The organism is Arthrobacter sp. K41 (assembly GCF_059089645.1).
Window position 1 is genome coordinate 172,698 of the sequence record NZ_JBNHEW010000002.1, and the last position, 25,586, is coordinate 198,283.

The 25,586-nt window shown below is 66.4% G+C and carries 21 protein-coding genes and 1 pseudogene; 14 read left to right on the forward strand and 8 right to left on the reverse strand.

Annotated features, from left to right (window positions below; all coding sequences use genetic code 11):
- The first annotated feature begins 37 nt into the window (after nucleotides 1-37).
- Genes AC5RTE_RS05105 through AC5RTE_RS05120 form a run of 4 tightly spaced genes read left to right on the forward strand, consistent with a single transcriptional unit; the run spans nucleotide 38 to nucleotide 6,529 of the window.
- Nucleotides 38-1,060, forward strand: a complete 1,023-nt coding sequence (locus tag AC5RTE_RS05105; protein WP_494040322.1) for an extracellular solute-binding protein — start codon at nucleotides 38-40, stop codon at nucleotides 1,058-1,060.
- A complete protein-coding gene (locus AC5RTE_RS05110) occupies nucleotides 1,057-2,748 on the forward strand; it encodes an ABC transporter permease (RefSeq protein WP_494040323.1) in 1,692 nt (563 codons plus the stop codon). Before AC5RTE_RS05105 ends, AC5RTE_RS05110 begins: the two co-directional genes overlap by 4 nt.
- Complete coding sequence (locus AC5RTE_RS05115) at nucleotides 2,745-3,902, forward strand: ABC transporter ATP-binding protein (RefSeq protein ID WP_494040324.1); 1,158 nt, start codon at nucleotides 2,745-2,747, stop codon at nucleotides 3,900-3,902. The genes AC5RTE_RS05110 and AC5RTE_RS05115 overlap by 4 nt, the downstream gene beginning before the upstream one ends.
- 38 nt (nucleotides 3,903-3,940) lie before the next feature.
- Nucleotides 3,941-6,529 (forward strand): AMP-binding protein, encoded by a 2,589-nt coding sequence (locus tag AC5RTE_RS05120; protein ID WP_494040325.1) that lies wholly within the window; start codon nucleotides 3,941-3,943, stop codon nucleotides 6,527-6,529.
- A gap of 42 nt (nucleotides 6,530-6,571) precedes the next feature.
- Here the strand turns inward: AC5RTE_RS05120 and AC5RTE_RS05125 are convergent, their stop codons facing one another.
- On the reverse strand, nucleotides 6,572-6,898 hold the full coding sequence (locus tag AC5RTE_RS05125; RefSeq protein WP_494040326.1) for a GYD domain-containing protein: 327 nt from the start codon (nucleotides 6,896-6,898) through the stop codon (nucleotides 6,572-6,574).
- A gap of 99 nt (nucleotides 6,899-6,997) precedes the next feature.
- Between AC5RTE_RS05125 and AC5RTE_RS05130 the strand changes: the two genes are divergently transcribed.
- Together AC5RTE_RS05130 and AC5RTE_RS05135 are read left to right on the forward strand one after the other, a co-directional pair.
- A complete protein-coding gene (locus tag AC5RTE_RS05130; protein WP_494040327.1) occupies nucleotides 6,998-7,798 on the forward strand; it encodes an alpha/beta hydrolase family protein in 801 nt (266 codons plus the stop codon).
- A 60-nt stretch (nucleotides 7,799-7,858) separates the two neighbouring features.
- Nucleotides 7,859-8,797, forward strand: coding sequence for a carbohydrate kinase family protein (locus tag AC5RTE_RS05135; RefSeq protein WP_494040328.1), 939 nt, complete (start codon nucleotides 7,859-7,861; stop codon nucleotides 8,795-8,797).
- A 194-nt stretch (nucleotides 8,798-8,991) separates the two neighbouring features.
- Here AC5RTE_RS05135 and AC5RTE_RS05140 read toward each other — a convergent pair whose 3' ends face one another.
- Nucleotides 8,992-10,173: an ABC transporter substrate-binding protein gene (locus AC5RTE_RS05140; RefSeq protein ID WP_494040329.1), complete on the reverse strand. Its 1,182-nt coding sequence runs from the start codon at nucleotides 10,171-10,173 to the stop codon at nucleotides 8,992-8,994.
- A 215-nt stretch (nucleotides 10,174-10,388) separates the two neighbouring features.
- On the opposite strand from AC5RTE_RS05140, the gene AC5RTE_RS05145 reads away from it, so the two are divergent.
- The 7 genes from AC5RTE_RS05145 (at nucleotide 10,389) to AC5RTE_RS05175 (ending at nucleotide 17,696) form a co-directional block, all read left to right on the forward strand.
- Nucleotides 10,389-10,931, forward strand: coding sequence for a TetR/AcrR family transcriptional regulator (locus AC5RTE_RS05145; RefSeq protein ID WP_494040330.1), 543 nt, complete (start codon nucleotides 10,389-10,391; stop codon nucleotides 10,929-10,931).
- A complete protein-coding gene (locus tag AC5RTE_RS05150) occupies nucleotides 10,928-11,281 on the forward strand; it encodes a DMT family transporter (RefSeq protein WP_494040331.1) in 354 nt (117 codons plus the stop codon). The genes AC5RTE_RS05145 and AC5RTE_RS05150 overlap by 4 nt, the downstream gene beginning before the upstream one ends.
- Nucleotides 11,278-11,607, forward strand: coding sequence for a DMT family transporter (locus AC5RTE_RS05155; protein WP_494040332.1), 330 nt, complete (start codon nucleotides 11,278-11,280; stop codon nucleotides 11,605-11,607). Before AC5RTE_RS05150 ends, AC5RTE_RS05155 begins: the two co-directional genes overlap by 4 nt.
- A 57-nt stretch (nucleotides 11,608-11,664) precedes the next feature.
- Entirely contained in the window at nucleotides 11,665-12,258 is a 594-nt protein-coding gene (locus AC5RTE_RS05160) for a TetR/AcrR family transcriptional regulator (RefSeq protein WP_494040333.1), read from the forward strand.
- Nucleotides 12,259-12,616: 358 nt separating this feature from the next.
- Nucleotides 12,617-14,338, forward strand: coding sequence for a choline dehydrogenase (betA, locus tag AC5RTE_RS05165; protein ID WP_494040334.1), 1,722 nt, complete (start codon nucleotides 12,617-12,619; stop codon nucleotides 14,336-14,338).
- 28 nt (nucleotides 14,339-14,366) lie between these two features.
- Nucleotides 14,367-15,920: an aldehyde dehydrogenase family protein gene (locus AC5RTE_RS05170; RefSeq protein ID WP_494040335.1), complete on the forward strand. Its 1,554-nt coding sequence runs from the start codon at nucleotides 14,367-14,369 to the stop codon at nucleotides 15,918-15,920.
- Nucleotides 15,921-16,040: 120 nt separating this feature from the next.
- On the forward strand, nucleotides 16,041-17,696 hold the full coding sequence (locus AC5RTE_RS05175) for an APC family permease (RefSeq protein WP_494040336.1): 1,656 nt from the start codon (nucleotides 16,041-16,043) through the stop codon (nucleotides 17,694-17,696).
- 105 nt (nucleotides 17,697-17,801) lie between these two features.
- On the opposite strand, the pseudogene AC5RTE_RS05180 reads toward AC5RTE_RS05175, so the two are convergent.
- Nucleotides 17,802-18,479, reverse strand: a pseudogene (locus AC5RTE_RS05180) (polysaccharide deacetylase family protein); the annotation flags it as partial.
- On the opposite strand from AC5RTE_RS05180, the gene AC5RTE_RS05185 reads away from it, so the two are divergent.
- A complete protein-coding gene (locus AC5RTE_RS05185) occupies nucleotides 18,441-19,130 on the forward strand; it encodes an endonuclease domain-containing protein (protein ID WP_494040337.1) in 690 nt (229 codons plus the stop codon). The pseudogene AC5RTE_RS05180 and the gene AC5RTE_RS05185 overlap by 39 nt on opposite strands.
- A gap of 156 nt (nucleotides 19,131-19,286) precedes the next feature.
- Here the strand turns inward: AC5RTE_RS05185 and purU are convergent, their stop codons facing one another.
- Genes purU through AC5RTE_RS05210 form a run of 5 tightly spaced genes read right to left on the reverse strand, consistent with a single transcriptional unit; the run spans nucleotide 19,287 to nucleotide 25,556 of the window.
- On the reverse strand, nucleotides 19,287-20,183 hold the full coding sequence (gene purU, locus AC5RTE_RS05190; RefSeq protein WP_494040338.1) for a formyltetrahydrofolate deformylase: 897 nt from the start codon (nucleotides 20,181-20,183) through the stop codon (nucleotides 19,287-19,289).
- 3 nt (nucleotides 20,184-20,186) lie between these two features.
- Nucleotides 20,187-21,560, reverse strand: a complete 1,374-nt coding sequence (locus AC5RTE_RS05195; RefSeq protein ID WP_494040339.1) for an L-serine ammonia-lyase — start codon at nucleotides 21,558-21,560, stop codon at nucleotides 20,187-20,189.
- Nucleotides 21,561-22,199 carry a sarcosine oxidase subunit gamma gene (locus AC5RTE_RS05200; protein ID WP_494040340.1) on the reverse strand — a complete coding sequence of 213 codons (639 nt, stop codon included), beginning with the start codon at nucleotides 22,197-22,199 and terminating at the stop codon, nucleotides 21,561-21,563.
- Nucleotides 22,192-25,134 carry a sarcosine oxidase subunit alpha family protein gene (locus AC5RTE_RS05205; RefSeq protein WP_494040341.1) on the reverse strand — a complete coding sequence of 981 codons (2,943 nt, stop codon included), beginning with the start codon at nucleotides 25,132-25,134 and terminating at the stop codon, nucleotides 22,192-22,194. The genes AC5RTE_RS05200 and AC5RTE_RS05205 overlap by 8 nt, the downstream gene beginning before the upstream one ends.
- Entirely contained in the window at nucleotides 25,131-25,556 is a 426-nt protein-coding gene (locus AC5RTE_RS05210) for a sarcosine oxidase subunit delta (RefSeq protein ID WP_494040342.1), read from the reverse strand. The genes AC5RTE_RS05205 and AC5RTE_RS05210 overlap by 4 nt, the downstream gene beginning before the upstream one ends.
- Nucleotides 25,557-25,586: the final 30 nt, after the last annotated feature.

The following is a 25,586-nucleotide window of genomic DNA, read 5'->3' on the forward strand; positions in this document are numbered from 1 at the left end:
TGCGGTCACTGCCGCCCTTGTGAGAAGAGCTCCAGACGTGCCAATCCGACGCTTGATTGCTGCCACCGCAGGCCTTGCAGCCGTTACCGCCGCCCTGACCGGCTGCGGGATTGTCGGCGGGAAGCCGGCCGACCTGCAGATTTACTCGGCACGCCACTATGACCTGGAGGGTGCCTTCGGCCAGTTCACGGACGAGACCGGCATCACGGTGGAGTTCATCAGCGGGGACGACGCCGAGCTCCTTGAGCGGCTCAAGGCGGAGGGGGAGGACACCCCTGCCGATGTCTTTATGACCGTGGACGCCGGCAATCTGTGGAACGCCGCCCGCCAGGACGAACTTGCCGCCGTCGACTCCCCAGTCCTGAAGGAAGCAGTACCGGAGGACCTGCGCGACGCGGAGGGCCGCTGGTACGGCCTGGCCATGCGCGCACGGACCGTCACCTACAACCCGGACAAGGTTGACCCAGCAGAATTTGATGCGGCTGACACCTATGCGGGCCTGGCTGACCCTAAGTGGAAGGGCCGGCTGTGCATGCGCGACGCCACCTCTTCCTACACCCAGTCCCTGGTAGCGAGCCTGATCGGCCTCCACGGCCGGGAGAAAGCACTGGAAATCGCCAAGGGCTGGGTGGCCAACGACGTACAGATCATGAGCAACGACGTCCTGCTGCTGGAAGCCATCGACGCAGGAACCTGCCAGGTGGGAATCAACAATCACTATTACCTCGCCCGCACGCTGGAGGAAAAGCCGGACTTCAAGGTGGACCTCTACTGGGCCAGCCAGCAAGGCGCCGGAACGCACGTCAACATCTCCGGGGCCGGCGTGGTGGAGGGCTCCGACAACCCAGAAAAGGCGCAGCAGCTCGTCGAATGGCTTGCCACGAAGGGCCAGAACGCCTTCGTTGACGCCAACCACGAGTTCCCGGTCAACCCGTCCGCCAAGCCGGAGCCGGTCATTGCGGGCTTCGGGGAGTTCAAGCGGATGCCGTTGAACGCCGAAGCCTACGGCGACCTCAACGCCGAGGCTGTCGACCTGCTCGCCGAGGCCGGATACAAGTGACCGAAACGGCTGTCCTCGCTGAAGCGGGGACGCCGAAGCGCCGTCCCCGCCGGACGGCCGGTGCCGGCCGTCCGGCCTGGGCAGCACTCGTCGCAGTGGTGGCTGCGGTTGTTGTTACGCCCGTTCTCGCGGTGGTCCTTGACGGCCTAGGCAGCCTGGGCAGCACCGCGCCGCCGCGGGATCTTCCCGGGATGGTGCTGACCACCTTGCTGCTGATGCTCGGCGTGGGTGCGGGCTCGCTCCTTGTGGGCGGCGGCCTGGCCTGGCTGGTGACCGCCTACCGTTTCCCCCTGCGCAACCTCTTCGTTTGGCTGCTGGTTCTTCCCCTGGCCGTGCCTGCCTACATCCTGGGCTTCGTCTTCCTCTCCGTGTTCGACGTGTCCGGGCCGGTGCAGACAGCCCTCCGCACGGCGTTCGGTGCAGACGTGTGGGTGCCCGAAGTGCGTTCGCTGCCGGGAGCGATCCTGGTGATGTCGCTGTCCCTCTACCCGTACGTGTACCTCCTGGCCCGCACCGCGCTGATTGAGCATACGGCCGGAACCTACGACGCCGCCCGGACCCTGGGCGCAGGACGTGCCCGGGCGCTGCGCCGCGTCCTGCTGCCACTGGCCCGGCCGTCACTGGCCGCGGGCATGTCCCTGGTGATGATGGAAACCCTGACCGACTTCGCCACGGTGCAGTACTTCAACGTCCAGACCGTTTCCGTGGGCGTCTACCTGGTCTGGAAGGGCACCTTCAACTTCCACGCGGCCACCCAGCTGGCCGTGCTGGTGCTGCTGTTCGCCGTCGCCGTGCTGGCGGGAGAGCGGGCCCTCCGCGGCAGGGCACGGTACCACCGGCAGGGCGGCCGGGGGCAGGGCCTGCAGTCCCGGAGGCTCGACGGCGGCCGCGGCTGGGGAGCTGCCGCTCTTTGTGCCGCGGCCGTCAGCACGGGCTTCCTGATTCCGGTGTTCCAGCTGCTGGCGTGGGCTGCCGGGGGAGCTGCCAGGAATCCGGGCTTCCTCGCGGATCCCCGCTTTGGCGAGTACATCATCAATACGGTCCTGGTGGCGGCAGTTACCGCTGCCGTCTGCGTGCTCATCGCCGTGGCCGTGGGACACGGAGTGCGGCTGAGTGGGGGCAGGTTTGTCTCCTGGGCGGCGCAGCTGACCACGTTCGGATATGCCGTGCCCGGCGCCGTCGTGGGCATCGGCGTGCTGATCTCGTTTGCTGCCCTGGACGATGCACTGGAAACGGCAGGCGTTCCCGGCGGCACCGGACTGCTCATCACCGGATCCGTGCTTGGCATCCTGTACGCCTACGTCATCCGGTTCCTGGCGCCTGCCTACCAGGCAGTGGACTCCAGCTTCGCGAAGATTCCCATGACCCTCACCTTTTCCGCCCTAAGCCTGGGCGCGGCACCCCGCCGGATCCTCGCACGGGTGCACGTACCCCTGGCCAGGTCCGGAATCGCGGTGGCCCTGATGCTGGTGGCCATCGACGCCGTCAAGGAGCTGCCCATCGTGCTGCTGCTGCGGCCGTTCGGGTTTACGACGGCGTCAGTGTGGGTCTACGAGCTGGCGCGCGAAAACTTCTGGGAGAAGGCCTCGCTGCCCGCGCTGGTGATCGTGGCAGCGGCCATCCTGCCCGTCCTGGTTCTGGTCCGGCAGGCCCGAAGTGTTGAAACCTCTGGAAGGGCCCCGGCATGAGCATAAGGGCACACGGACACCGTCCCGGCGGGACCGGCGGGGCTGAGGCAGCGCTGGTGTTTGAAGGCGTGAGCAAGCACTACGGCTCAACCCTGGGCGCTGACAGCCTGGACTTCGCCATCCCGGCCGGCGAACTGGTGACCCTGATCGGCCCCTCGGGCTGCGGGAAGTCCACAACGTTGCGCCTCGCCGCAGGCCTGGAACGCCCGGACCAGGGCATCATCCGGGTCGCCGGGGATGTGGTGGCGGACAACCGCCGCTTCGTGGAACCCGAAAAGCGCCGGGTGGGGCTGGTCTTCCAGGACTACGCGCTGTTCCCGCACATGACCGTGGCGCAGAACGTCGAGTTCGGCCTAAACCGCCTGACCCGCGCTGAGCGCCGGGCGCGGACCGGGGAAGTGCTCGACCTCGTACGGCTCAGCCACTACGCCGGCAGGTATCCGCACGAACTCTCCGGCGGCGAGCAGCAGCGCGTGGCCCTGGCCCGCGCCCTGGCGCCCCGCCCCGCCGTCGTGCTCCTGGACGAACCCTTCTCCAGCCTGGACGAATCCCTGCGCGCGCAGGTCCGCCGCGACACCGTGGCTACGCTCAAGGAGGCCGGGACCACCGGGGTGCTGGTCACCCACGACCAGACGGAGGCGCTGTCCGTGGGCACCCGCGTGGTGGTCATGCGCCGCGGCGTGATTGAACAGGCGGACACCCCCGAGAAGGTGTTCGAACAGCCCGCCACCCGGTTCGTTGCCTCCTTCATGGGCGACGCCGACTTCCTCCCCGCCCATGTGCACCGCGCCCTGCTGACCTGCGAGATCGGCGTGGTTTCCACCGTCCCGGGCTGGGCCAACAGCGAAGCGGACGTCGATGTGGTGCTGCGGCCCCACGAGGTGGCCCTGCAGCCGGATGCAGACTCTCCCGCGCGGGTATCCGCCATCGAGTACCACGGCGCGTTCGTGCTCCACTACGTCACGCTCGCCTCGGGACGGACGGTGCGCTCCTGGCAACCGCACACCGTGCGCCACCCCATCGGCACCCCGGTAGCCGTGACGGTGGCGGCAGGAACCACCCCCACCCTGCTGCTCGGTGACCGCGCCATCACCTCACCACCCCCGGGCAGCTCCCTGGAGCCGCGCCCTTCAGTACCACTTCAGCTCAGTTAGGCACTCCCCATGCTTACCCTTCCCACCCTGGTGGCGCTTTGACAGCGCAGCCCGGGCTCGCCCGCGTCGCGTTCACGGACCTCGCCCGCCACGGAGACCGCCCCGCGGTCCATACCCCCAATGGCGTCCTTTCCTACCGGGAGCTTGCTTCCCTGGTGGACCACCTTGCCGCACGGCTGGGCACCGAGCGCCGGCTGGTGGTTCTGGCCGCACGCAATGACCTGGACTCCCTGGTGGGCTATCTGGCGGCGCTCTCGGCGGGGCATCCACTGCTGTTAGCTCCGGCGGACAAGCCCGACGCCCTGGCATCCCTGCTGGACGCCTACGATCCGGACGTGTTCCTTCGGCCCGGTGACGGCGGCGGGGTACCGCTGCTGGAGGAGCGCCGCCGCGGGACCCGCCACCACCTGCATCCCGAGCTGGCGCTGCTGCTGAGCACTTCGGGTTCCACCGGCTCCCCGAAACTGGTGCGGCTCTCGCACGCCAACCTCAAGGCTAACGCCGAGGCGATAGCGGAGTACCTGCACATCGGACCCGAAGACCGGGCCGCCACCACACTGCCGCTCCATTACTGCTACGGCCTCTCAGTCATCAACAGCCACCTGGTCCGCGGAGCCGGGCTGGTGCTCACGGACCTTTCGGTGGTGGACCCCTGCTTCTGGGACCTCTTCCGGGAACGCCGGGCCACCTCCTTCGCAGCCGTCCCCTACACATTCGACCTCCTGGAACGGGTGGGCTTTGCGGAAAAGGACCTGCCCCACCTGCGCTACGTCACCCAGGCCGGCGGCCGGCTGGCGCCGGAGAAGGTGCGCTCGTGGGCGGAAACCGGGCAGCGCCGCGGCTGGGACCTCTTCGTTATGTACGGGGCAACCGAGGCGACGGCCAGGATGGCCTACCTGCCGCCGGATCTCGCCGCGGACCATCCGGAAAGCATCGGCGTCCCGGTGCCGGGAGGCGCCTTCCGCATCGAACCGGTGGAGGACCTGGCGGACGGGGAACTGGTCTACAACGGCCCCAACGTCATGCTCGGGTACGCCGAGCAGCCGGCGGACCTGGCACTCGGCCGGGAAGTCCACGAACTGCGCACCGGCGACCTCGCCCGGCGGCACCCGAACGGGCTGTACCAGGTGGTGGGCCGGCGCAGCCGGTTCGTCAAGATCGTGGGCCTGCGCGTTGACCTCGGGCAGGTGGAGAAAATCTTCGCCGACATGGGGATCACCGCCGCCGCGGCAGGCTCCGACGAGGGCCTCGTGGTCGCCGCCGAAGGCGACCACGACGGCGGAATGCTCGCCAAAACCCTTGCCGGCACCATAGGTCTGCCCCGCGCCGCCGTCGCAATCCACCCGGTGGAAGCCCTTCCGCGCCTGGCTACCGGCAAGGTGGACTACCCCGCAGTACTCCTGCTTGCTGCGGCGGAGCCCGCTGCGTCCGCTGCCGCGCCAGCCGCGCCCGCCGGTGCTGCCGGGGACCCCGCTCCTGCCGGCCCGGCCGCGGACACGGACATCAGGCGCATCTTCATCGATGCCCTGGAATGTTCCTCCGTTGCCGACGATGACACCTTCGTCTCTTTGGACGGGGACTCCCTGTCCTACGTGGCGGTCTCGGTGCGGCTTGAGCAGGTCCTGGGGCAGCTGCCGCCGGACTGGCACCTCATCCCCGTGCAGGAACTGGAGCGCCGCCGGCAGCCGAAGCGGCGTCGGTTCGTCTCCTTCCTCGAGACATCGATCGTGGTCCGCGCCGCCGCCATTGTGTGCATCGTGGCCACACATGTGGAACTGTTCATGTTCCAGACCGCCCACCTGCTTTTCGCAGTGGCGGGATACAACTTCGCCCGGTTCCAGCTGGCAGAAGCACGCCGTCCCAGGCTGCGCCGGCAGCTCCGCGGCGCGGCCCGGATCGTGGTGCCGTCGGTGGCGTTCATCGCACTGGCCTACCTGCTCACGGACCGCTACACGGTTGCCAATATCTTCCTGCTCAATGCCATGGTGGGGCCGCAGGAGGTGACCACGCAGTGGCACTTCTGGTTCGTGGAACTGCTGGTGTACATCCTGCTGGCCATGGCAGCGCTCATGGCCGTGCCGTGGGTTGACCGTTGGGAGAGGCGGGCCCCGTTTGCCTTCGCGCTGGGACTGGTGGCCATCGCCCTGCTGAGCCGTTACGACATCATTGACCCCGGCCTGCCCAAACCTCCGCCGGTGTTCTGGATCTTCGCGCTGGGCTGGGCGCTCGCCCGGGCCCGCACCCACCTGCACCGCCTGACCGTCTCCGCCATTACCCTGCTGACCCTGCCCGGCTTCTTCAACAGCACCGTTCGCGAGGTCACCGTGGCCGCGGGCATCCTTCTGCTGGTCTGGGTGCCGGCGCTGCCCGTGCCCGCCGTCCTGCGCAAGGCCACGGGGTGGCTTGCCGCGGCGTCGTTGTACATCTACCTCACGCACTGGCTGGTCTATCCGGTGCTCTTGCCCATCAACCCGGTCCTGGCCGTAGTGGGTTCCCTGGTGGTGGGAGTTGGCTACTGGGCCTTGTGCCGGTGGCTGCCCGGCGCCGCTGCAGGTCTCTGGGCCCGGTGGTTCAGTTCAGCCGGCAGGCAGCGGCGCGCAGCGGCGGAACATCCGGCGCTAAGGTGATCCGCCGCCGTCGGGTGCTCAATGGTGATGCTGACCCTGCCGTCAGCTGCCCGGCGGCCGGTACTTGATTTCTCCGGCTTTTTGCAGGGCCTCCATGGTTTCCTCGACGCTCATCAGCACTGTGGTTTCGAACGAGCTCAGGGCGCCGCCCCCGCTGATGGCCAATGCCACCGCTGCCATGGAAACGTTGTCCGGGGCTTCCCAGAGGTTGTAGCCATCGTGGCTGCCGAAGGCGTACCAGAATCCGTGAAGCTTTCCGCCCACCGATTCGATGTAGGTCTGGGCCGCCTTCCGCCGGTCTTCCGGGTTGTTGATCAGCCGCCCCCAGGTCTCCGGCGTGTAGCTGAACTTTGACAGATAGAGCGGCATCTCGTGTCCTTTCAGGTACTGCAGGGGTGGATCCACCCAGAATGGCAGCGCCCCGCCCGGACGGCAACGGCCAGGTGCCTCCGGCGGTAGGCTCGGCTCATGGTGCAGCGGCATAGGTATTACTACGGCGATGACTCCAGCCAGTGGGGTGAGCTGTTCCTCCCTGACCTGGCCGACGCCGGTACTCACCGAGGCGTGGCTGTGGTGGTCCACGGGGGCTACTGGCGGTCGAAGTACGGGGCAGAGCTGGGGGAGCCGCTGGCCCAGGACCTGGCTGCGCACGGGATGGCGGCCTGGAACGTTGAGTACCGCCGGGCGGGGAACGGGGGCGGCTGGCCCCACACGTTCTCCGATGTCCTGGCAGTAATCGACAAGCTGGGGGAGATCGCGGAGACCCATGCTCTGGACCTTGCCAAGGTGGTGGCACTGGGGCATTCCGCGGGCGGGCACCTCGCCGTGTGGGCGGCCGGGCGGGACCGGCTGGGAGGGCTGGGTCTCGAGGGTGAGCACCGCGAGGTCGGCGCCAATGCTGACGGCGTCCGCCTCACTGGAGTGGTAAGCCAGTCCGGCGTCCTGAACCTTGCCGAGGCCGAAAGGCTCAACCTCAGCAGCGGTGCCGTTGCCAACCTGTTGGAGGGGCCGTCGTCGGAATTCCCCGGGCGGCACCGGTACGCAGACCCAATGGCCGCCCTGCCGCTGGATGTTCCCGTGTACGCCGTCCACGCAACCGGGGACGAGGACGTGCCGCCCAGCATGTCCACCTCGTATGTGAAGGCGGGCCAGGCCGGGCCCGCGCCGGCCCGGTTGATTTACGTGCCCGGGGACCACTACGCGCTGATCGATCCCTCCGCGCCGGTATACCTCAAGTGCCGGGAACTGGTTCAGGAGCTGCTGCGCTGAACGGATCTGCTGCACTGAAACGATCTGCTGCCCGTCCCACTTCTCTGGCAGAGTATGACCATGCTCACTGTTATTGGCGAAGGCCTCGTCGACGTTGTCCAGCGCGCGTCAGGAATTGAAGCCCACGTGGGCGGCAGCCCGTTGAACGTAGCGGTGGGCCTCGCCCGCCTCGACCACCCCGTGCAGTTCATTGGCAGGTATGGCCGTGATGCCTACGGCGATTCCGTCGCCGCCCACCTGCGTGCCAGCTCCGTGATGCTGCCGTTGGGTCCGGACGAGCTGCCCACCAGTGTGGCCACCGCCCTGATAGACGACGACGGCGCCGCCACCTACACGTTCGACCTCACCTGGGAGCTTCCCGGGATCGCTGACCGGCTGGCCTTTATGCTGCAGGGCACCACCCTGCTGCACACCGGCTCGATCGCCACGATGCTGGCGCCCGGGGCCACGGACGTGCTCGCCGCCGTCGAATACGCCCACCCGCGGGCCACCATCAGCTTCGACCCCAACTGCCGGCCCAGCATCATCACCGACGTTGCCTACGCACGCCGCCATGCGGAGAAATTCGCGAGCCTCGCGGACGTGGTGAAGGCGTCGGATGAGGACCTCGCCTGGCTCTACCCTGACCTGGACGTCCTGGATGCGGCGCGAAAGTGGCTGGACCTCGGCGGAAACGAGGGGCCGGCCATGGTGGTGGTCACGCGCGGAGCAGACGGGCCGTGGGGAATCACCCGGGCGGGCGAAGCCCGGGTTGCAGCTCCCCGGGTTGAGGTGGCGGATACGGTGGGCGCGGGGGACTCATTTATGGCTGCGCTGCTTTCCGGCCTGGTGGACCGAGGCCTGGACGGCGCCCAGAACCGCAAAGACCTTCGGGAGCTTCCGGCCGAGGGCCTGGCCGAGCTCTTGGCGCACGCGGCCAAGGCCGCAGCCGTCACGGTCTCCCGTCCCGGCGCCAACCCGCCCACGCGGGCGGAGCTGAACGGGCATATGGAGGAGTAACCGGTCTGGTGCCCTTCGACGCTCTCTCACTTAATGGGTGTTTAACGCCGACGCTCTCTCAGCTGATGCGGGTTAATCGCCAACGCTCTGTCACTTCCCAAGGGAGAGTGAGAGAGCGTTGGCGGAAAAGCTGCAGGAACTGAGAGAGCGTTGGCGGAAAAGCTGCAGGAACTGAGAGAGCGTTGGTGGCCGCGTTACTCTTTGCCCAATCCCGCAGCGGAGGTCTTTTCGCCCGACACTTCATTGAGCGCCCGCAGGTCGAAGATGCCGTTTATGTCGGCCTGCTTGGTGGTCCCGGCAGTGACGCCGTCGGCCAGGAGCTTCTGGTAGGTTCCGGCCAGTGGGTCCACGGTGAATACGATGTTCTTCAGGGACCGGTCAATTACGTCCGCCTTGAGCTCGGCTCCGGCGGCCTCCTTGAGGGCGGCGTTGATGACGCTGGCTTTCTCGCCGTCTGCAGCCTTGTTCAGCCACTCAACCGACTTCACGTGGCCCTTCAACAGCGCCTTGACGGTGTCCGGGTGCTCGGCGGCGAACTTCTGGTTCACGATCAGGATGGTGGTGGGGAACTCGCCCGGCTTACCGGACAGCGAGCCGTCCCACAGGTCCTTTTCATCCACCAGGACCTTGGCTCCGGCGGTCAGCACCAGGCGTGAGGCCCAGGGCTCCGGCAGCCACGCGCCGTCGAGCTTTCCATCCTGGAAAAGCTTCAGGGTCTGGGCGTTCTCGGTGGGGTTGATGGCGACGTCGCCGCTGCCGTCGACGTTGGTCTTGTAGCCCTGCGCGGTGAGCCAGGCGCGGAGGGCGACGTCCTGTGTTCCGCCGAGCTGCGGAGAGGCGAGGGTCTTGCCCTTGAGGTCTGCTGCGGAGTTGATCTCCGGTTTCACCACCAGCTGTGCGCCGCCGGCGGCAGCACCGGCAATGATGTTGACCGACTCACCGCCACTCTTCACGAATGAGTTGATGGCGGGATTCGGGCCGATGTAGGTGGCGTCAATCGCGCCGGCGTTCAGCGCCTCGATGGCGGCGGGTCCGGCGTTGAAGACCTGGGTAGTCAGCTTGGTGTCACCCAGTTCGTCTGCGATGTGGCCCTGGCTGACACCCACCAGCGCAGGCGCATGCGTAACGTTGCCGAAATACCCGAGCTTCAGTTCAGCGGCGGGGTTGCCGGCCGGGGCGCTCTGTTCGGCGGTAGCAGTACCGGCGTTGTTGCTGTTGACGGCGGAGGCGACGGCGGCGCCACCACCCACGAGGGCAAGGACCGCTGCGGCGATGCCGACTTTCAGGCCGAGGGGGCGCTTGGGTGCTGCCTGGCCAGCGACGATGCGCGTGGAGGGTTCCGTGTTCCGGGGGCTCTTGTCTGTGGGTTCTGACATGGGGAATTCCTTTGCTGGGGTCTGATGCTGAGTTGAGAGTACGGAGCGCCCAGCGGCCCCACAATCGTTCCTGTAGCAAGGGTTCACGGGACGACGCGGAAGCTCAATATTCCGTAGTTGTGCGTCAAGAAACGTCGCGGCACGTCGCATTCGTGCGCCCGCGAACTCGTGGAGCGCAGCCCCATGCTTTACCTTCCGGATGGTAAAGTTTCAATGTGAGAGAGAGCCAGCGCCCGCAGATACTGGAGGCTGGATTACGCATAGCCGCAGGCACTCAAGGTGCCGCTATCACCCTGGACGCGGTGGCATCCGAGGCAGGGGTTACCAAGCCGGGTCTGATGTACCACTTTCCCAACCGGGATGCGCTCATGACCGCCCTGGTTGAGTACGCAGCATGCCACATGGGACGAAGGATGACTGAGCTCCTCGACGCGCGGGAGGCCAGCGTCATTGAGCGGTACCGCTCATACGTTCTGGCGGCAGCTGACGGGCAGATGATGCGGGCGGAGTGGGCGCTGTGGTTCCACTCTGCGTACAGGACCGAGCTCCAGGAAGCCTGGGCCCGCCATCTGGACCCTTGGCTCCTAATTCCGGAGGGAACACCGCGTGGCCAACGCACCCGGCTCATGACTGCCCGCCTGGCAGCTGATGGACTGTGGGCTGCGCAGGCCAGTGGTGTGGCCGCCCCCGGCGAACCGGACCGGTCGGAAATTGTCACCCACATCCTTTCCCTGATCGGCGAAGGCGGTGCGGAGTGAAGCAGTGGTTGTGCCTCGGCGGAGCAATCATCACGGAGGTCTCGGCAACCCTGGCACTGAAGGCGGCCCTGGATGCCCCGGGCTGGTACGCCCTTGTCATTGCGGGGTACGTCAGCGCCTTTTCCCTTTTGTCCGTCTGCCTGCGACTGGGCATGACCATCAGTGTCGCCTACGGCGCATGGGGCGCCGGTGGTGTCTGCGCCACCGCGTTGCTGTCGGCAAGCATTTTCGACGAGCCGCTCACATGGCTGATGGGCTTTGGCATCGCACTCATCCTGGCCGGCGTGATTACTGTTGAAGCCGGAGCGCAGAACGCCCACAGTGCCAAACAGGGAAATGAAGAGACATGACCTGGGTTTTCCTAAGCCTGGCCATTCTTTTGGAAGTTGCAGCAACAATGTCCCTTCGCGCTTCTGAGGGGCTGAAGAAGAAGCTGTGGCTCGTCCCCATCGTCCTGGGCTACGTGAGCGCGTTTGGTTTTCTTGGCCTGGCCCTTGCCGGCGGGATGCCCCTGGGGGTGGGGTACGGCATCTGGGTGGCCTGCGGAGTCGCGCTGACGGCGGTAGCCAGCCGCATCCTGTTCAAGGAACCACTCACGCCGCAAATGGCCTTCGGGATCCTGCTCATTTCCGCCGGAGTGCTCATTGTTGAAATAGGTGCGCGTCAGGCCCACTAGAGCACCATCACCAGTCGTCGGTATGCGCCGTCACAGGTTTCCCCATATTCTGGCCAAGTGGATACAAGCACCGTGAACTCCCGTGAACAGGGCGAGCAGGTTGACCGGCAGCAGCGCATTCTTGATGCAGCCCTGGACCTGCTGTCGCACCGCGGGATCTCGGGAGTGAACATGCGTGCGGTGGCCCGCGAGGCAGGTGTCGCCCTCGGACTGGTGAACTACTACTACGAAGACAAATCGAGCCTGATCCGTGCGCTGCTGCACAGCGTGGATAAACACGACCTTGCGCTGGTTGCGCCGGACCCGGCATTGCCCCCTGACGAACAGCTCCAGAATGCCCTCCGCCGGGTTGCGGGCCCGGAACTCCTGACCACGCGGTACCTGTCCCTGCGCCTTCATCTTTGGGCGCTGGCGAGGGCGGACGAAGACTTCGCCCTGATCAACGCGGCGGCGTTCGACCGGTATTTGGACGGGCTTGCCGCCCTGATAGGGAACGCCAAGCCCGAGCTGTCCGCCACGAAATGCAAGGAGCGGGCCGCCGATATCGTTGTCCTGCAAAACGGTATGTGGCTGACCGCGCTCCTTGGGGTGGACAAGGAATCCATCCGGCGGAGCATCGCCCGCACCGAAGAGATCGCCTTCGCCGCCTGACGCCAGGCCGCAGCACGCCTCCTAACGGCCGCAGCCAGCAGTCCACATCGTTGGCCTGCCCGGAAGACGCTATCCGCTCCGCGTCATATACCGGCAAGAGCGCGACACATAGCAAGGGCAAGCGCCCATTCCCGCGCCGTTTAGGGAAGTGATGTTTCGCGCCCGTAAATTGTTGAACACTTGTCCAGTTTTCCTATTGAACACTTGTTCAACGTGCACTACTCTCCTTGGATATGACCTACGCCACACCAGGGAATACCGCGGATTCTCCGGCTAACACGGTCACCCTTTCGCATCCGGAAGAACGACGACCCGATCGGGCCAGTGACTGGCATCGGGTAAAAGGAGACTTTGCAGCATGACAAAAGACAGCTACGACTACGTCATCGTCGGCGGCGGCAGCGCGGGTTCCGTGCTGGCCGACCGGCTGAGCGACGGGGGCAACAGCAGCGTCCTGGTTCTCGAAGCCGGACGCAGCGACTACCCCTGGGACCTTTTCATCCAGATGCCCGCCGCCCTGACCTTCCCCAGCGGCAACCCGCTTTATGACTGGCGCTACGAATCTGACCCGGAGCCCTACATGGGCGGCCGGCGGGTTGCCCACGCCCGCGGCAAGGTTCTCGGCGGCTCCAGCTCGATCAACGGCATGATCTTCCAGCGCGGAAACCCGCTCGACTACGAGCGGTGGGGCGCTGACGCCGGCATGGAAACCTGGGACTTCGCCCACTGCCTGCCCTACTTCAACCGGATGGAAAACGCCCTCGCCGCAGACCCGGACGATGAACTGCGCGGCCATAACGGCCCCCTCGTCCTGGAACGCGGCCCGGCCACCAACCCGCTGTTCCAGGCGTTCTTCACCGCCGCGCAGGAGGCCGGCTACCCCCGCACGGACGACGTCAACGGGTACCGCCAGGAGGGTTTCGCTGCCTTCGACCGCAACGTCCACAAGGGCCAGCGGCTCTCCGCCTCCCGCGCCTACCTCCGTCCCAACTTCGGCCGGACCAACCTGACCGTCCTGACCCGGGCCCTGGTCACCAAGGTCAACTTCAAGGGCAATGTGGCAACGGGCGTCACCTACCGCCGCAACGGCAAGACCCACCAGGTCAACGCCGGCGAGGTGATCCTGGCCGGCGGCGCCATCAACACCCCGCAGCTGCTGCAGCTCAGCGGAATCGGCGACGCGGCACACCTGAACTCCCTGGGCATCAACTCGGTGGTCAACCTGCCCGGCGTCGGGGCAAACCTTCAGGACCACCTTGAGGTCTACATCCAGCACGCCTGCACCCAGCCGGTCTCCATGCAGCCGGCCCTGGACGTCTGGCGCATGCCGTGGATCGGCATGCAGTGGATGCTGGGACGGAAGGGACCGGCAGCCACCAACCACTTCGAAGGCGGCGGGTTCGTCCGCTCCAACGAGGATGTTGCGTACCCGAACCTGATGTTCCACTTCCTCCCGGTCGCCGTCCGTTACGACGGCCAGAAGGCGGATGCGAAGCACGGCTACCAGGTGCACATCGGCCCCATGTACTCTGACGCCCGCGGCACGCTCAAGATCAAGTCCACCGATCCCACGGTGCACCCGTCGATGGTGTTCAACTACCTGTCCACGGACCAGGACCGCCGCGAATGGGTCGAGGCCATCCATGTGGCCCGTGACATCCTCGGCCAGTCCGCCATGCAGCCCTTCAACGGCGGCGAGCTTTCACCCGGCCGCGCCGTACAGACGGACGCCGAGATCCTCGACTGGGTGGCCCGTGACGCCGAAACCGCACTGCACCCGTCCTGCACCGCGAAGATGGGGCCGGACACCGACCCCATGGCCGTGGTGAACCCGCTGGACATGACGGTGCACGGCACCAGCGGCCTGCGCGTGGTGGATGCGTCCGCAATGCCCTATGTCACCAACGGCAATATCTACGCGCCTGTCATGATGCTTGCCGAAAAGGCCGCGGATTTGATCGCCGGCAAAAAGCCCCTGGCTCCGCAGCACGCAGATTTCTACCGGCACGGCCTCAGCCCGCTGGAGCGGAACGGCGCCCCGCTCACTGCGGCAGCGGCTGCAGCGGCGGCAAAGGTCTAGGCATGATGGATGTAAAGAAGGAGACACGATGACCGCCACCGTTGAAGCAGTCCACCAGGCCGGGAAAGCCCAGGACGTAGTCAAGGGCCTGTATATCGACGGCGCCTGGCAGCAGGCGCCCGACGGCGGCACCACGGTGGTGCGCTGCCCGGCGGACGGGCGCGAGGTGGCAATTGTCACCTCGTCAACGGCGGAGGACGCAGAGCGGGCGATCGCCAGTGCCCGGGCCGCGTTCGACCACGGCCCCTGGCGGAGGCTCACCGACATCGAACGGGGCGCCGTTATGCTCCGCGTCGCGGAGCTGCTCGAGCGGGACAAAGCCGTCTATGCCCGGGCCGAGGCACTTGACACCGGCAAACGGCTTGTCGAAGCCGAGTACGACATCGACGACATTGCCGCGTGCTTCCGGTACTACGGCAAAATCGCCGGTCTGGATGCCGGCCGGGTAATCGACACCGGCCGCCCTAACACCATCAGCCGCGTGGTGTACGAGCCGCTGGGCGTCTGTGCCCTCATCGCCCCGTGGAACTACCCGCTCCTCCAGGCCGCCTGGAAGGTGGCCCCGGCGCTCGTCGCGGGAAACTCGTTTGTGCTCAAGCCCAGCGAACTCACCCCGTCCACCTCGATCCTGCTCATGGAAACCCTCGCCGAAGCCGGCATTCCTCCCGGCGTTGCAAACCTCGTGACCGGAAAGGGATCGAAGGTGGGCGGCCCGCTCAGCTCCGACCCGCGCGTCGACCTCGTCTCCCTCACCGGAAGCCTCGCGACCGGCCAGACAATCATGGCCGCCGCTGCGGAAACTGTGAAGCGCGTCGCCTTCGAACTCGGCGGAAAGAACCCCAACGTGGTTTTCGCGGACGCGGATTGGGACGCCGCCGTCGACAATGCCCTGACCGCGGTGTTCCTGCACTCCGGCCAGGTCTGCTCGGCAGGGGCGCGGCTCGTCGTCGAGGAGACCATCGCTGAGCGTTTTGTGGCCGAGGTTGTGGAGAGGGCGAAAAGGATCCGGATGGGCGGACCGTTCGATCCGGATGCCGAGACGGGCCCGCTGATTTCCGCCAAGCACCGTGATCAGGTCCACGCCTACGTCCAGGCCGGGATTGCTGAGGGCGCCGAGCTGTTGTGCGGCGGCTACATACCGCACGAGGGACCCCTCGCGGAGGGTTTCTTCTATCCGCCCACCGTGCTCGGCAACTGCCGCTCCGGCATGAGCGTGCTGCTGGAGGAATCGTTCGGCCCGGTGCTGACGGTCGAGACGTTCCGGACCGAGGCGGAGGCCGTGGCGATCGCCAACGACACCGAATACGGCCTTGCCGGCGCAGTCTGGACATCCGATGCGTCGAAGGCGCAACGTGTTGCGGGCGGCCTCCGGCACGGAACAGTATGGATCAACGACTATCACCCGTACGTCCCGCAGGCGGAGTGGGGCGGCTTCGGGAAGTCCGGCATCGGCCGGGAGCTTGGCACCGCGGGACTCAATGAGTACCGCGAGGCAAAACATATCTGGCAGAACATCCAGCCCGCATCCAGCGGCTGGTTTGGCTCACCTGCCGGGGACGCCGGGGTGGGGGCCGCGGGATAGCGACAGCATTTGGGGGAAACGGCCGGGCGCCGCAGGCGTGGCGCCCGGCCGCCGATATCACCTGCGTCCAATGGAGGCCGCGGGGCATCATCATCGTGCTTTTCTCACCTAGGAGTTCGTATGTTGGAACCCAGCAAAAGTTCTGATTCAAGCGGCATGGACGAGTTCGGCTATGCCCAGACCCTGGACCGAAGCATCGGCAAGTTTGCCAGCTTCGCGGCCGGCGTCAGCTATATCTCCATCCTCACCGGTGTTTTTCAACTGTTCTACTTTGGCTTCGCCATGGCCGGGCCGGCCTACGCATGGTCCTGGCCCATCGTCTTCGTCGGCCAGCTCATGGTGGCGCTCTGCTTCGCCGAACTGGCCGGCCGCTATCCCGTGGCCGGATCCGTGTACAACTGGGCGAAGCAGCTCTCATCAGGAACGTTCGCCTGGCTGGCCGGCTGGCTGCTCCTCATTTCCTCGATCGTGGCGCTGGGGGCCGTTGCCCTGGCGCTGCAGCTGACGCTGCCCCAGATCTGGTCCGGTTTCCAGATCATCGGAGACGGCACCGGCACGTACGATTTCGCCCTTAACGGTGTGTTGCTCGCCAGCATCATGATTTCCATTTCCACCCTCATCAACGCCTTCGGTGTGAAGCTGATGACCAAAATCAACAGCATCGGCGTGTTCGTGGAGCTCGCTGCCGCCGTGCTCCTGATCCTTGCCCTTGCCTGGCATGTGGTGCGGGGGCCTGAAGTCCTGTTCAGCACCGCGGGTTATGGCATGGACCACGACCTGGGCTTCTTCGGGGTGTTCCTTATCGGCGCCATGGCTTCCGGCTACGTCATGTACGGCTTCGACACCGCCAGTTCGCTGGGGGAGGAGACAAAGGACCCGAAAAAGACTGCTCCGAAGGCCATCCTGCGGGCCATCACAGCGTCCTTCATCCTCGGCGGGCTGATCCTCCTCGGCGGCCTCCTGGCCGCCCCGGACCTGAACGACCCCAAGCTGGGTGCTGCCGACGGCGGCCTGCAGTACATCGTGCTCTCCGTGCTGGGAGGCCCGTTCGGCAAGGCCTTCCTGGTGTGCATCGTCGTGGCCGTGATCGTCTGCACCCTCGCCGTCCACGCCGCCGCCATCCGTATGATGTTCGCCATGGCCCGGGACAACAATCTGCCCTTCAGCCGGCAGCTCAGCAAGGTGCACCCCGAGCGGAAGACGCCCACGGTGGCGGCCATCGTCATCGGAATCATCGCCATGATTCCGCTGATCGTCAACGTCTCGCAGCCCGCGATCTTCACCATCCTGTCCAGCATCAGCATTGTCCTGATCTACCTTTCCTACCTGCTGGTCACCGTCCCGCTGCTGCGGCGGCGCTTCCTGAAGAAATGGCCGCTGTCCGACGAAAGCCACGGAAAATCCGGCTTCAGCCTCGGCAAGTGGGGTGTCCCCGTGAACATCCTCGCGGTCCTGTGGGGCGGCGCCATGACGCTGAACCTGATCTGGCCGAGGCCGGAAATCTACAACTCCGTCCCGCCGTTCGAGTGGTACCTGCAGTGGGGCGGAGTGATCTTCGTGGCCACCGTCATCATTACCGGCGTCCTGATGTACCGCCTGAAGCTCCGGCACCACACCGGTGTCCTCGCCGAACACGCTGCCTCCACTCCCGCACCTGCGCTGCGGCGCTCCGCCCCGGAATCTTCGGCTTCCACTGGCCTGGCAGGGGCCACTGTCCACGCCGGAGCTGCACAGTCCACCGCAGACCTGGCCGAGGCCGGCCAGTCACGTCCATAACGTCCACGCCTAAAGCGCTCACCAGGCACTGCGTCCGGAACTGACGTATCCCCTAAGCGAAACGGAGGGGGACTGCACCTTCAGGTGCGGTCCCCCTCCGTTTTCCTATCCTGCCGCAGAGGTGCGGGTGGACTCCCGTACGGCCGGAGCCGTAAATCTTGCCCCCGTATCGGGGAAGCCCGGCACGTCGATCCGGGCGTGGGTGTGGACCTCCTGCACCGCCCTGCGGGTGTGTTCTGCGATGTCCTCCATGGTGGTCACCCACATGCCGTCCATCCCCTTCACCCGCTCAATCAGCCGCTCCAGGGCCACCGCTTTGGATGGCCGGCCGGAAATGAAGGGGTGGTTGGTAAGGACGAAACAGCTGCCCTGGGCGTGGTGTGCCTCCGCCTCCAAAGTCCACATTTCCAGGACCTTGGCCGGGCTTTCAATTACGCCGCTGCCGGTTACACCGGGGTAGAAGGCGTACTGTTCCCAGTCGTCCAGGGCCCAATCGACGGGGATTTCCACGATGTCCCGTGCGTCACCGGGGGCGACGCTGAAGCGGTAGGGGGCGTCACCGTCGAGCAGGCTCGAATCGTAGAGGAAGCCGCGGTCCGCCAGGAGCGCCGGGGAGTGCCAGTTGAGCTCCCACCAGGGTGCCCGGAAGCCCACCGGCTCCACGCCCGCAGCTTTGGCGAGCGCCTCCAGTCCGCGGTCGATGTAGCGCCCCTCCGTTGCTGCGTCGATGCCCTGCATCGGCTCGTGCAGGTAGCCGTGGTGGGCCACTCGTTGCCATCGGTCCGCCGCAAGGGCGTGTTCGGGCACACCGTCCTGGTGCTTGAAGGTGAAATTGAGCTGGTTGACGGCATCCATCTGACCACCCGGTCCCGCACCTGGCTCGATCTGGCCCGGGTCCTGCCGCTCCATGACCTGGTAAGCATGGGTGACGAACTCGTCCGCACCCCGCGTGTGGATTTCGAGGGAAGGACGCAGCCGTACGACACCCTCTCGGGGCTGCGCATCCTGGTGGCCCGGCACCCCAATCTCCAAGGCATTGTTCGGGCCCGTGAAGCGTTGGATCTGATGCGGGCCGGTGCCGACTCAGCGCCGGAATCGCTGTTGCGACTCGCAATCGGTGACGCGGGCCTGCCCGAGCCCGAACTCCAGGTGCCATTGCATCCAGGAGAACCGAGGTCGCCGTCGGCCGATCTCGGTTATCGTCATCGCCGCCTTGCAATTCAGTACGACGGCGAACATCACCTCGGTGAGGCACAGATCCTTAGCGACAGGAGGCGGGACAAGGCGTTCGAATCAGCCGGCTGGACCGTCCTGGTTTTCGACAAAGACGATCTTGCTGACGATTTCCGGCGGGCAGTGGAGGGAATCAAACGTGCCCTCCGGAACGGGTGGCTGGACCACCCACAGGCCTCCGGGTTTGCCAACGGCGACTGAGCTCCAGCCCAAGTAGTCAGTCACGAAGAACCACTTAAAGCCGTGACGCTCTCCCACCAAAAAGGTGAGAGAGTGTCACGGCAAAACCTGCATTAAGGGAAAGAGGATCGCCCGACAACCTGCATTAAGGGAGAGAGCGTCGGGTGGGGGCGGCGGTTAGCGGAGGACCACCGTGCGGTTCCCCTGCAGGATCACACGCCCCTCGCAGTGCCAGCGGACGGCGTTGGACAGGGCCTTGCATTCGGTGTCACGGCCAGCCGCCACCAGGTCCTCGGGTCCGTAGGTGTGGTCCACCTCCACCACCTGCTGGGCGATGATCGGGCCCTCGTCCAGCTCCGCGTTGACGTAGTGCGCCGTGGCACCCACGGTCTTGACCCCGCGTGCGTAGGCCTGGTGGTACGGCTTGGCACCTTTGAAACTGGGCAGGAACGAGTGGTGGATGTTGATGGCCCGGCCGTCCAGCTTGCGGGTCAGGTCATCGCTGAGGACCTGCATGTACCGGGCCAGCACCACCAGCTCCACCCCGAGCCCGTCCACCAGTTCCATCAGCCGGGCTTCGGCTTCCGGCTTGGTGGCCGCCGTCACCGGGATGTGGTGGAACGGGATGCCGTGCCATTCGGCAAGCCCCTGGTGGTCGAGGTGGTTGGAGACCACCGCCACCACCTCCATGGGCAGCTCGCCGATCCTGGCGCGGAACAGCAGGTCGTTGAGGCAGTGCCCGAACTTGGACACCATGATCAGGACCTTGCGCTTTGAACCGTGGGGTTCCAGCTGCCAGCTCATGCCAAACTTTTCGCCCACCGGGGCGAAAGCGGCCCGCAGCGCGTCCGCCGTGGAGGCATCGCCGTCGGACGCGAAATGCACCCGCATGAAGAAGTGGCCTTCGGAGCGTTCGCCGAACTGCTGATTGTCGATGATGTCGCAGCCGTGCTCCAGCAGGAAGCCGGACACGGCATGGACGATGCCCGGTGACTCGTTGCAGTCCAGCGTGAGGACATGCTCCACGCTGGTGGGCGGCTGGGTGAGGGGAGATTCAGTCTGGATGGCAGTCATTGTTCAGCACTCGATTACGTTGACGGCAAGGCCTCCGCGGGAGGTTTCCTTGTACTTGGTTTTCATGTCGGCTCCTGTTTCACGCATCGTTTTGATGGCTTTGTCGAGGGATACCTTGTGGCTGCCGTCGCCGTGCAGGGCAAGGCGGGCGGCGTTGATGGCCTTGACGCTGGCGATGGCATTCCGCTCGATGCAGGGGATCTGCACCAGCCCGCCCACCGGGTCGCATGTCAGGCCGAGGTTGTGTTCAATGCCTACTTCGGCGGCGTTCTCCACCTGGGCAGGGGTGCCGCCCAGCACTTCACAGAGCCCGGCGGCGGCCATGGAACAGGCGGAGCCCACCTCACCCTGGCAGCCCACCTCGGCACCGGAGATGGAGGCGTTGATCTTGAACAGGATTCCGACGGCGGCCGCCGCCAGCAGGAAGCGGACCACGCCGTCGTCGTTGGCGCCGGGGACAAACTTCACGTAGTAGTGCAGCACCGCCGGGACGATGCCCGCTGCACCGTTGGTGGGGGCCGTGACAATCCGCCCGCCGGCAGCGTTTTCCTCGTTCACGGCCAACGCAAACAGGTTCACCCACTCCATGGCCCGCAACGGATCGGTCACCCCGGTGTCCGCCGTCAGGGTCTGGAACAACGACGGCGCGCGCCGCCGAACGTTGAGCCCGCCGGGAAGGATCCCTTCCGCAGCGCAGCCGTTGTCCACGCATTCGCGCATTACGGCCCAGAGCCCCAGCAGCTTCTCCCGCAGTTCCGCTTCGCTCCGCCAGACCAGCTCATTGGCCAGCATGACATCCGAAATGGACATGCCTTCGCGCTCACAGATTTCCAGGAGCCCGTCGGCGGTGTTGAAGGGGTAGGGGAGCGCGGTGGTATCAGCCACCACGCGGTCCCCGGCGCCGGCATCACCGTCAACCACGAAGCCGCCCCCAATTGAATAGAAGCTCCGTTCGCTGAGCACAGTGCCTGCGTGGTCCAGCGCCCGAAACGTCATGCCGTTGGGGTGGGCCGGCAGCGACTTGCGCCGGTGCAGCACCACGTCCTCGTCCCAGTTGAAGTCCACCCGGTGGTCGCCGTTGATCCACAGTTCGGCGTCCAGGGCGGCTGCGGCCACCTGGTCATCCGCGGTGAACGTATCCACGGTTTCGGGATCGAGCCCCTTCAAACCCAGGACCACGGCTTTATCCGAGCCGTGGCCCCGTCCGGTGGCGCCCAGCGAGCCGAACAGCTCTGCCTGGACCCGCCTGGTGGAGCTCAGGTGTCCGTCGCCCTTCAGTCCGTCCGCGAACAGCTTCGCTGCCCGCATCGGGCCCACCGTGTGTGACGAGGAGGGCCCGATGCCAACGGAGAACAGGTCCAGGACGCTGAGCGCCATTTAGGGGACCTCGGGGGAGGCGTACTCCCGCATGGCGTCGAGGAACCAGCGCCCCAGGAAGTCCGCGAACGAGGCCCGGGGGAAGATCCGGAAGGACTCCTCGCCCGTCTTCCACAGGACCACCGGGATGTTGCCGATTTCCGTAGACAGCGCGGTGCCGGCCTTGAGCACGCGGGGGTGCAGGTCCAGGGAACAGCCCTTTTCGAGGACGGCGCGTGACCGGGGCCCGGTGAGGTCGAAGGTGGTGCGGTTGGCGGAGAGGTCCACCACCTGGCCTTCGCCGTCACCCAGCGCTTCGCGGAGTGCCTGGATCAGGTCACCGCCGAGGGACTCGTGCGCTTCGGTGGGGGCCACCACCACGAACTCCTCGGGCCCAAGCCACAGCACGGACGTGTCCCCGGTACCGCTGACGCTGCCGCACGCTGCGGGCAGGCCGCCGGTGACGGAGGCTACGCGCTGTCCGGCGTCGCTGTCCCTGTTGACCCGAAGGTTCACCATGGTCAGGAACGGTACTTCGTTGATTTCCACCAGCCCCTGGACGGAGCCGGTTTCAAAGGCTGCCCGGAGCTGGGCGGCCGGGCTGACGCGCACGGAGAGGTCCTTTTGGCGGGTAGTTGCGGGTGCTGCTGTTTCAGCCATCTTTGCGGGTCCCTTCGGGGTCAAAAAGTACGGTTTCGGCGACGACGACGTCCACCAGCTGGTCGCCGGCGGCAGCCACCAGGGTTTCGCCAATGCGGTTGCGCCCGTTCTTGATCAGTGCCAGGCCGAACGACCTTCCCAGTGCCGCGCTGTGGTAGCTGGAAGTGACGAAGCCTTCCATGGGGACCGGACCGTAGGCGGGGTTGGTTGACCGACCCTTTTCAACGAGCTGGGTACCTTCCGGCAGCCGCAGCGTGCCGTCCACAGGCAGGACGCTGACCAGGTGCCTGCGGTCCTCGCGACGGGCATCTGCACGTGCGTAGGAGCGCTTGCCGATGAAGTCCTTGGCCTTGGAGACGATCCATTCCATGCCCGCGTCCTGCGGAGTGACGGTGCCGTCGGTGTCCTGGCCGACGATGGGGTAACCCTTTTCGGCGCGGAGCACGTGCATGGTTTCGGTGCCGTAGGGGGTGATGTTGAATTCGGCGCCGGCGGCTGCCACGGCCTCCCACGTGTTCAGCCCGTACCAGGACGGCACGTTAATCTCGTAGGCCAGCTCACCGGAGAAGGAGATCCGGCAGACCCGGGCGCGGACGCCGGAGGCGAGGGTGGTTTCGCGGAACGTCATGAACGGGAAGGCTTCAGCTTCCAGTCCGCCGTTGGCGGCCAGTTCCGGTGCGACCTTGGCGATCACGTCGCGCGATTTCGGCCCGACGACGGCAATGGTGCTCCACTGTTCGGTCACCGAGGTGCAGTGCACGTCCAGCTCCGGCCACTCGGTCTGCAGCCATTCCTCCAGCCAGTCGAGCACCTTTGCGGCACCGCCGGTGGTGGTGGTCATGAAGTAGGTGTCCTCGTCCAGGCGGAGGGTCACACCATCATCGAAGATCATGCCGTCAGCGGTGCACATTACGCCGTAGCGGGCGGACCCGGGGGCAAGTTTCTTGAACGCGTTCGTGTAGATCCGGTTGAGGAATTCGCCGGCGTCCTTGCCCCGGATTTCGATTTTGCCCAGGGTGGTGGCGTCCATGAAGCCTACGGACTCGCGGACGGCGGCGCACTCGCGCAGCACCGCGGCGTCCATGTCCTCTCCGTCCTGCGGGTAGTACCAGGGCCGCTTCCACTGCCCCACGTCCTCGAACAGGGCACCCTTGGCGACGTGCCACGGGTGGATCGAGGTCTTGCGGGCCGGGTCGAACAGCTCGCCGCGCTGGCGCCCTGCCAGTGCCGCGAAGGCCACGGGCGTGAAAGGTGCGCGGTAGGTGGTGGTGCCGATGTCGCCGATGCCGCGGGAAGCTTCGCCGGCCGTGCGGAGCGCGGCGGCGATGACGCCGATTGCGTTGACGCCGGAGGTCTTGCCCTGGTCGTTGGCGGTGCTGATGGAGGTGTACCGCTTGATGTGCTCAATCGACCGCATGCCGGCTCCGGTGGAGCGCAGCACGTCGGCCACGGACTGGTCGCGCTGGAAGTCCACGAAGTGGTGGTGCCAGTTATCCGGCGTGCCCTGCTCACCCGGAACCAGCCACAGCTGGCGGGTGGGGGCGGAGGCCTTCGGCTCGCCGATCACGGACGGCTGGACGGCGGAGGTGAAGCCTGCGGCGGCAGCCGCGGTGACGCCGGCGAAGATACCCTCGGTGAGGCAGTCAGCGGTGGCGAAGCTGCCACGGCCCGAGCCGACGATCTGCTGGTTGGGCACCACGGTGCTCGGTACGAAAGCGGCCAGTTCGTCGTCCCAGCGGAGCTTGCCCTGGCGCTGGGAGTGCAGGTGCACCAGCGGGCTCCAGCCGCCGGAGACAGCGAGCAGGTCACACGCGATCTGCTCGACGCCCGAGGTGAGCTCGCCGTCGTCGTTGATGCTGCGGACGGTGACGCCGGCAAGGCGGCCGCTGGAATCAGCCGACGTGTTGGCCACGGCGCTGCCGATCAGCACGCGCGTTCCGGCTTCGACGGCGGCCGTAGCCACTGCGGTGAGCTGCGGGCGGGCGTCCACGACGGCGGCAACCTTGACGCCGGCGGCGCGCAGGTCCGCGGCCACGGCGTAGGCGCTGTCATTGGTGGTGCTGATGACCACGCGCTGCCCGGCGGCGACGGCGTAGCGGTTGAGGTAGCTGCGGACGGCCGAGGCCAGCATGATGCCGGGGCGGTCGTTGTTCTCGAACACCAGCGGGCGTTCGTGGGCGCCGGGGGCGAGCACCACCTGGCTGGCACGGATGTGCCAAATACGCTGCCGGGATACCCCGGACGCGGCAGGGGAGGAGAGGTGGTCGGTGCGGTTCTGGACGGCGATGACGTAGTTGGCGTCGTAAGCACCGAATGCTGTGGTGCGGTTCAGGACGGTGGATTCGGCACCGGAGACGAGCTCGGCTTCGACGTCCGCCACCCACTCCAGGGCCGGCTTGCCTTCGATGGTTTCGGCCAGCTCAGGTGCTGTGGATCCGGAAAGCAGCGAACCGCCCAGTTCGGGCTGATCGTCCAGCAGCATTACGCGGGCGCCGGTGCGGACGGCTTCGCGGGCAGCGGCCAGGCCGGCGGGGCCGCCGCCAACCACCAGGACGTCGGTGTGGACGTACTTCTTGTCGTACTCGGCGCGGTCCTCCTCCGGGTCCAGTTTGCCCAGGCCGTTAAGCAGTTCGGCCTGCAGGCCGTCCACCAGGGTGACCGTGGTGGCGGGGAGCATGGACTCGGCCACGTGGCCGGGGAAACGCGGCTGCACCTTGACCAGCGCGTTGGATTCCTCCACACCGGCGGACATGATGCCGCGGGCGCGGTCCTCGTAGAGCGAGTTGCCGGCGGCGATGCGGCCGTTGGCCAGCAGGGCTGAAGCGAGGGTGTCGCCCGGGTGGCCGGTGAATTCCTCACCGTCGACGGTGAAACGCCAGGAGATGGTGCGGTCGATGCGTCCGCCGGCGGCGAGGCGGGCGTTCTGGGAAGTCACTTGGTTGCTCCTTCCGGGGCGGTGGTGCTGGTTGAAGAGGTGCTCGTTGGAGCGGTGCTTGTCCCGGAAATGCTGGGTGCTGCGGTCCCGGTGGTGGTGCTGTCAGCGGCGGTGCTGGCAGTCCCGGTCTCGGCAGTGCCCTTACCGGCGGCGTCCGGCCGGGGCGTGCCCATGGGGTAGACGGCCTGGATGTCGTAGGTGACGGTGTCGCGGAGCATGTTGAACCACTGCCGGCAGCCGGTGCTGTGCAGCCAGCGCTCGGCGAAGGCGCCCTTGGTGTTGTCCCGGTAGAACAGGAACTCGGCCCACTGGCGGTCATCCAGCTCGTTGGGGTTTTCCGGGTAGGCAACGTGGGCCTGGCCGCCGTAGTGGAACTCGGTCTCGTCGCGGGAGCCGCAGTTGGGGCAGGAGATGAGCAGCATGTGCGTCTTCTTTCTAAAGTGCAGTGTTCG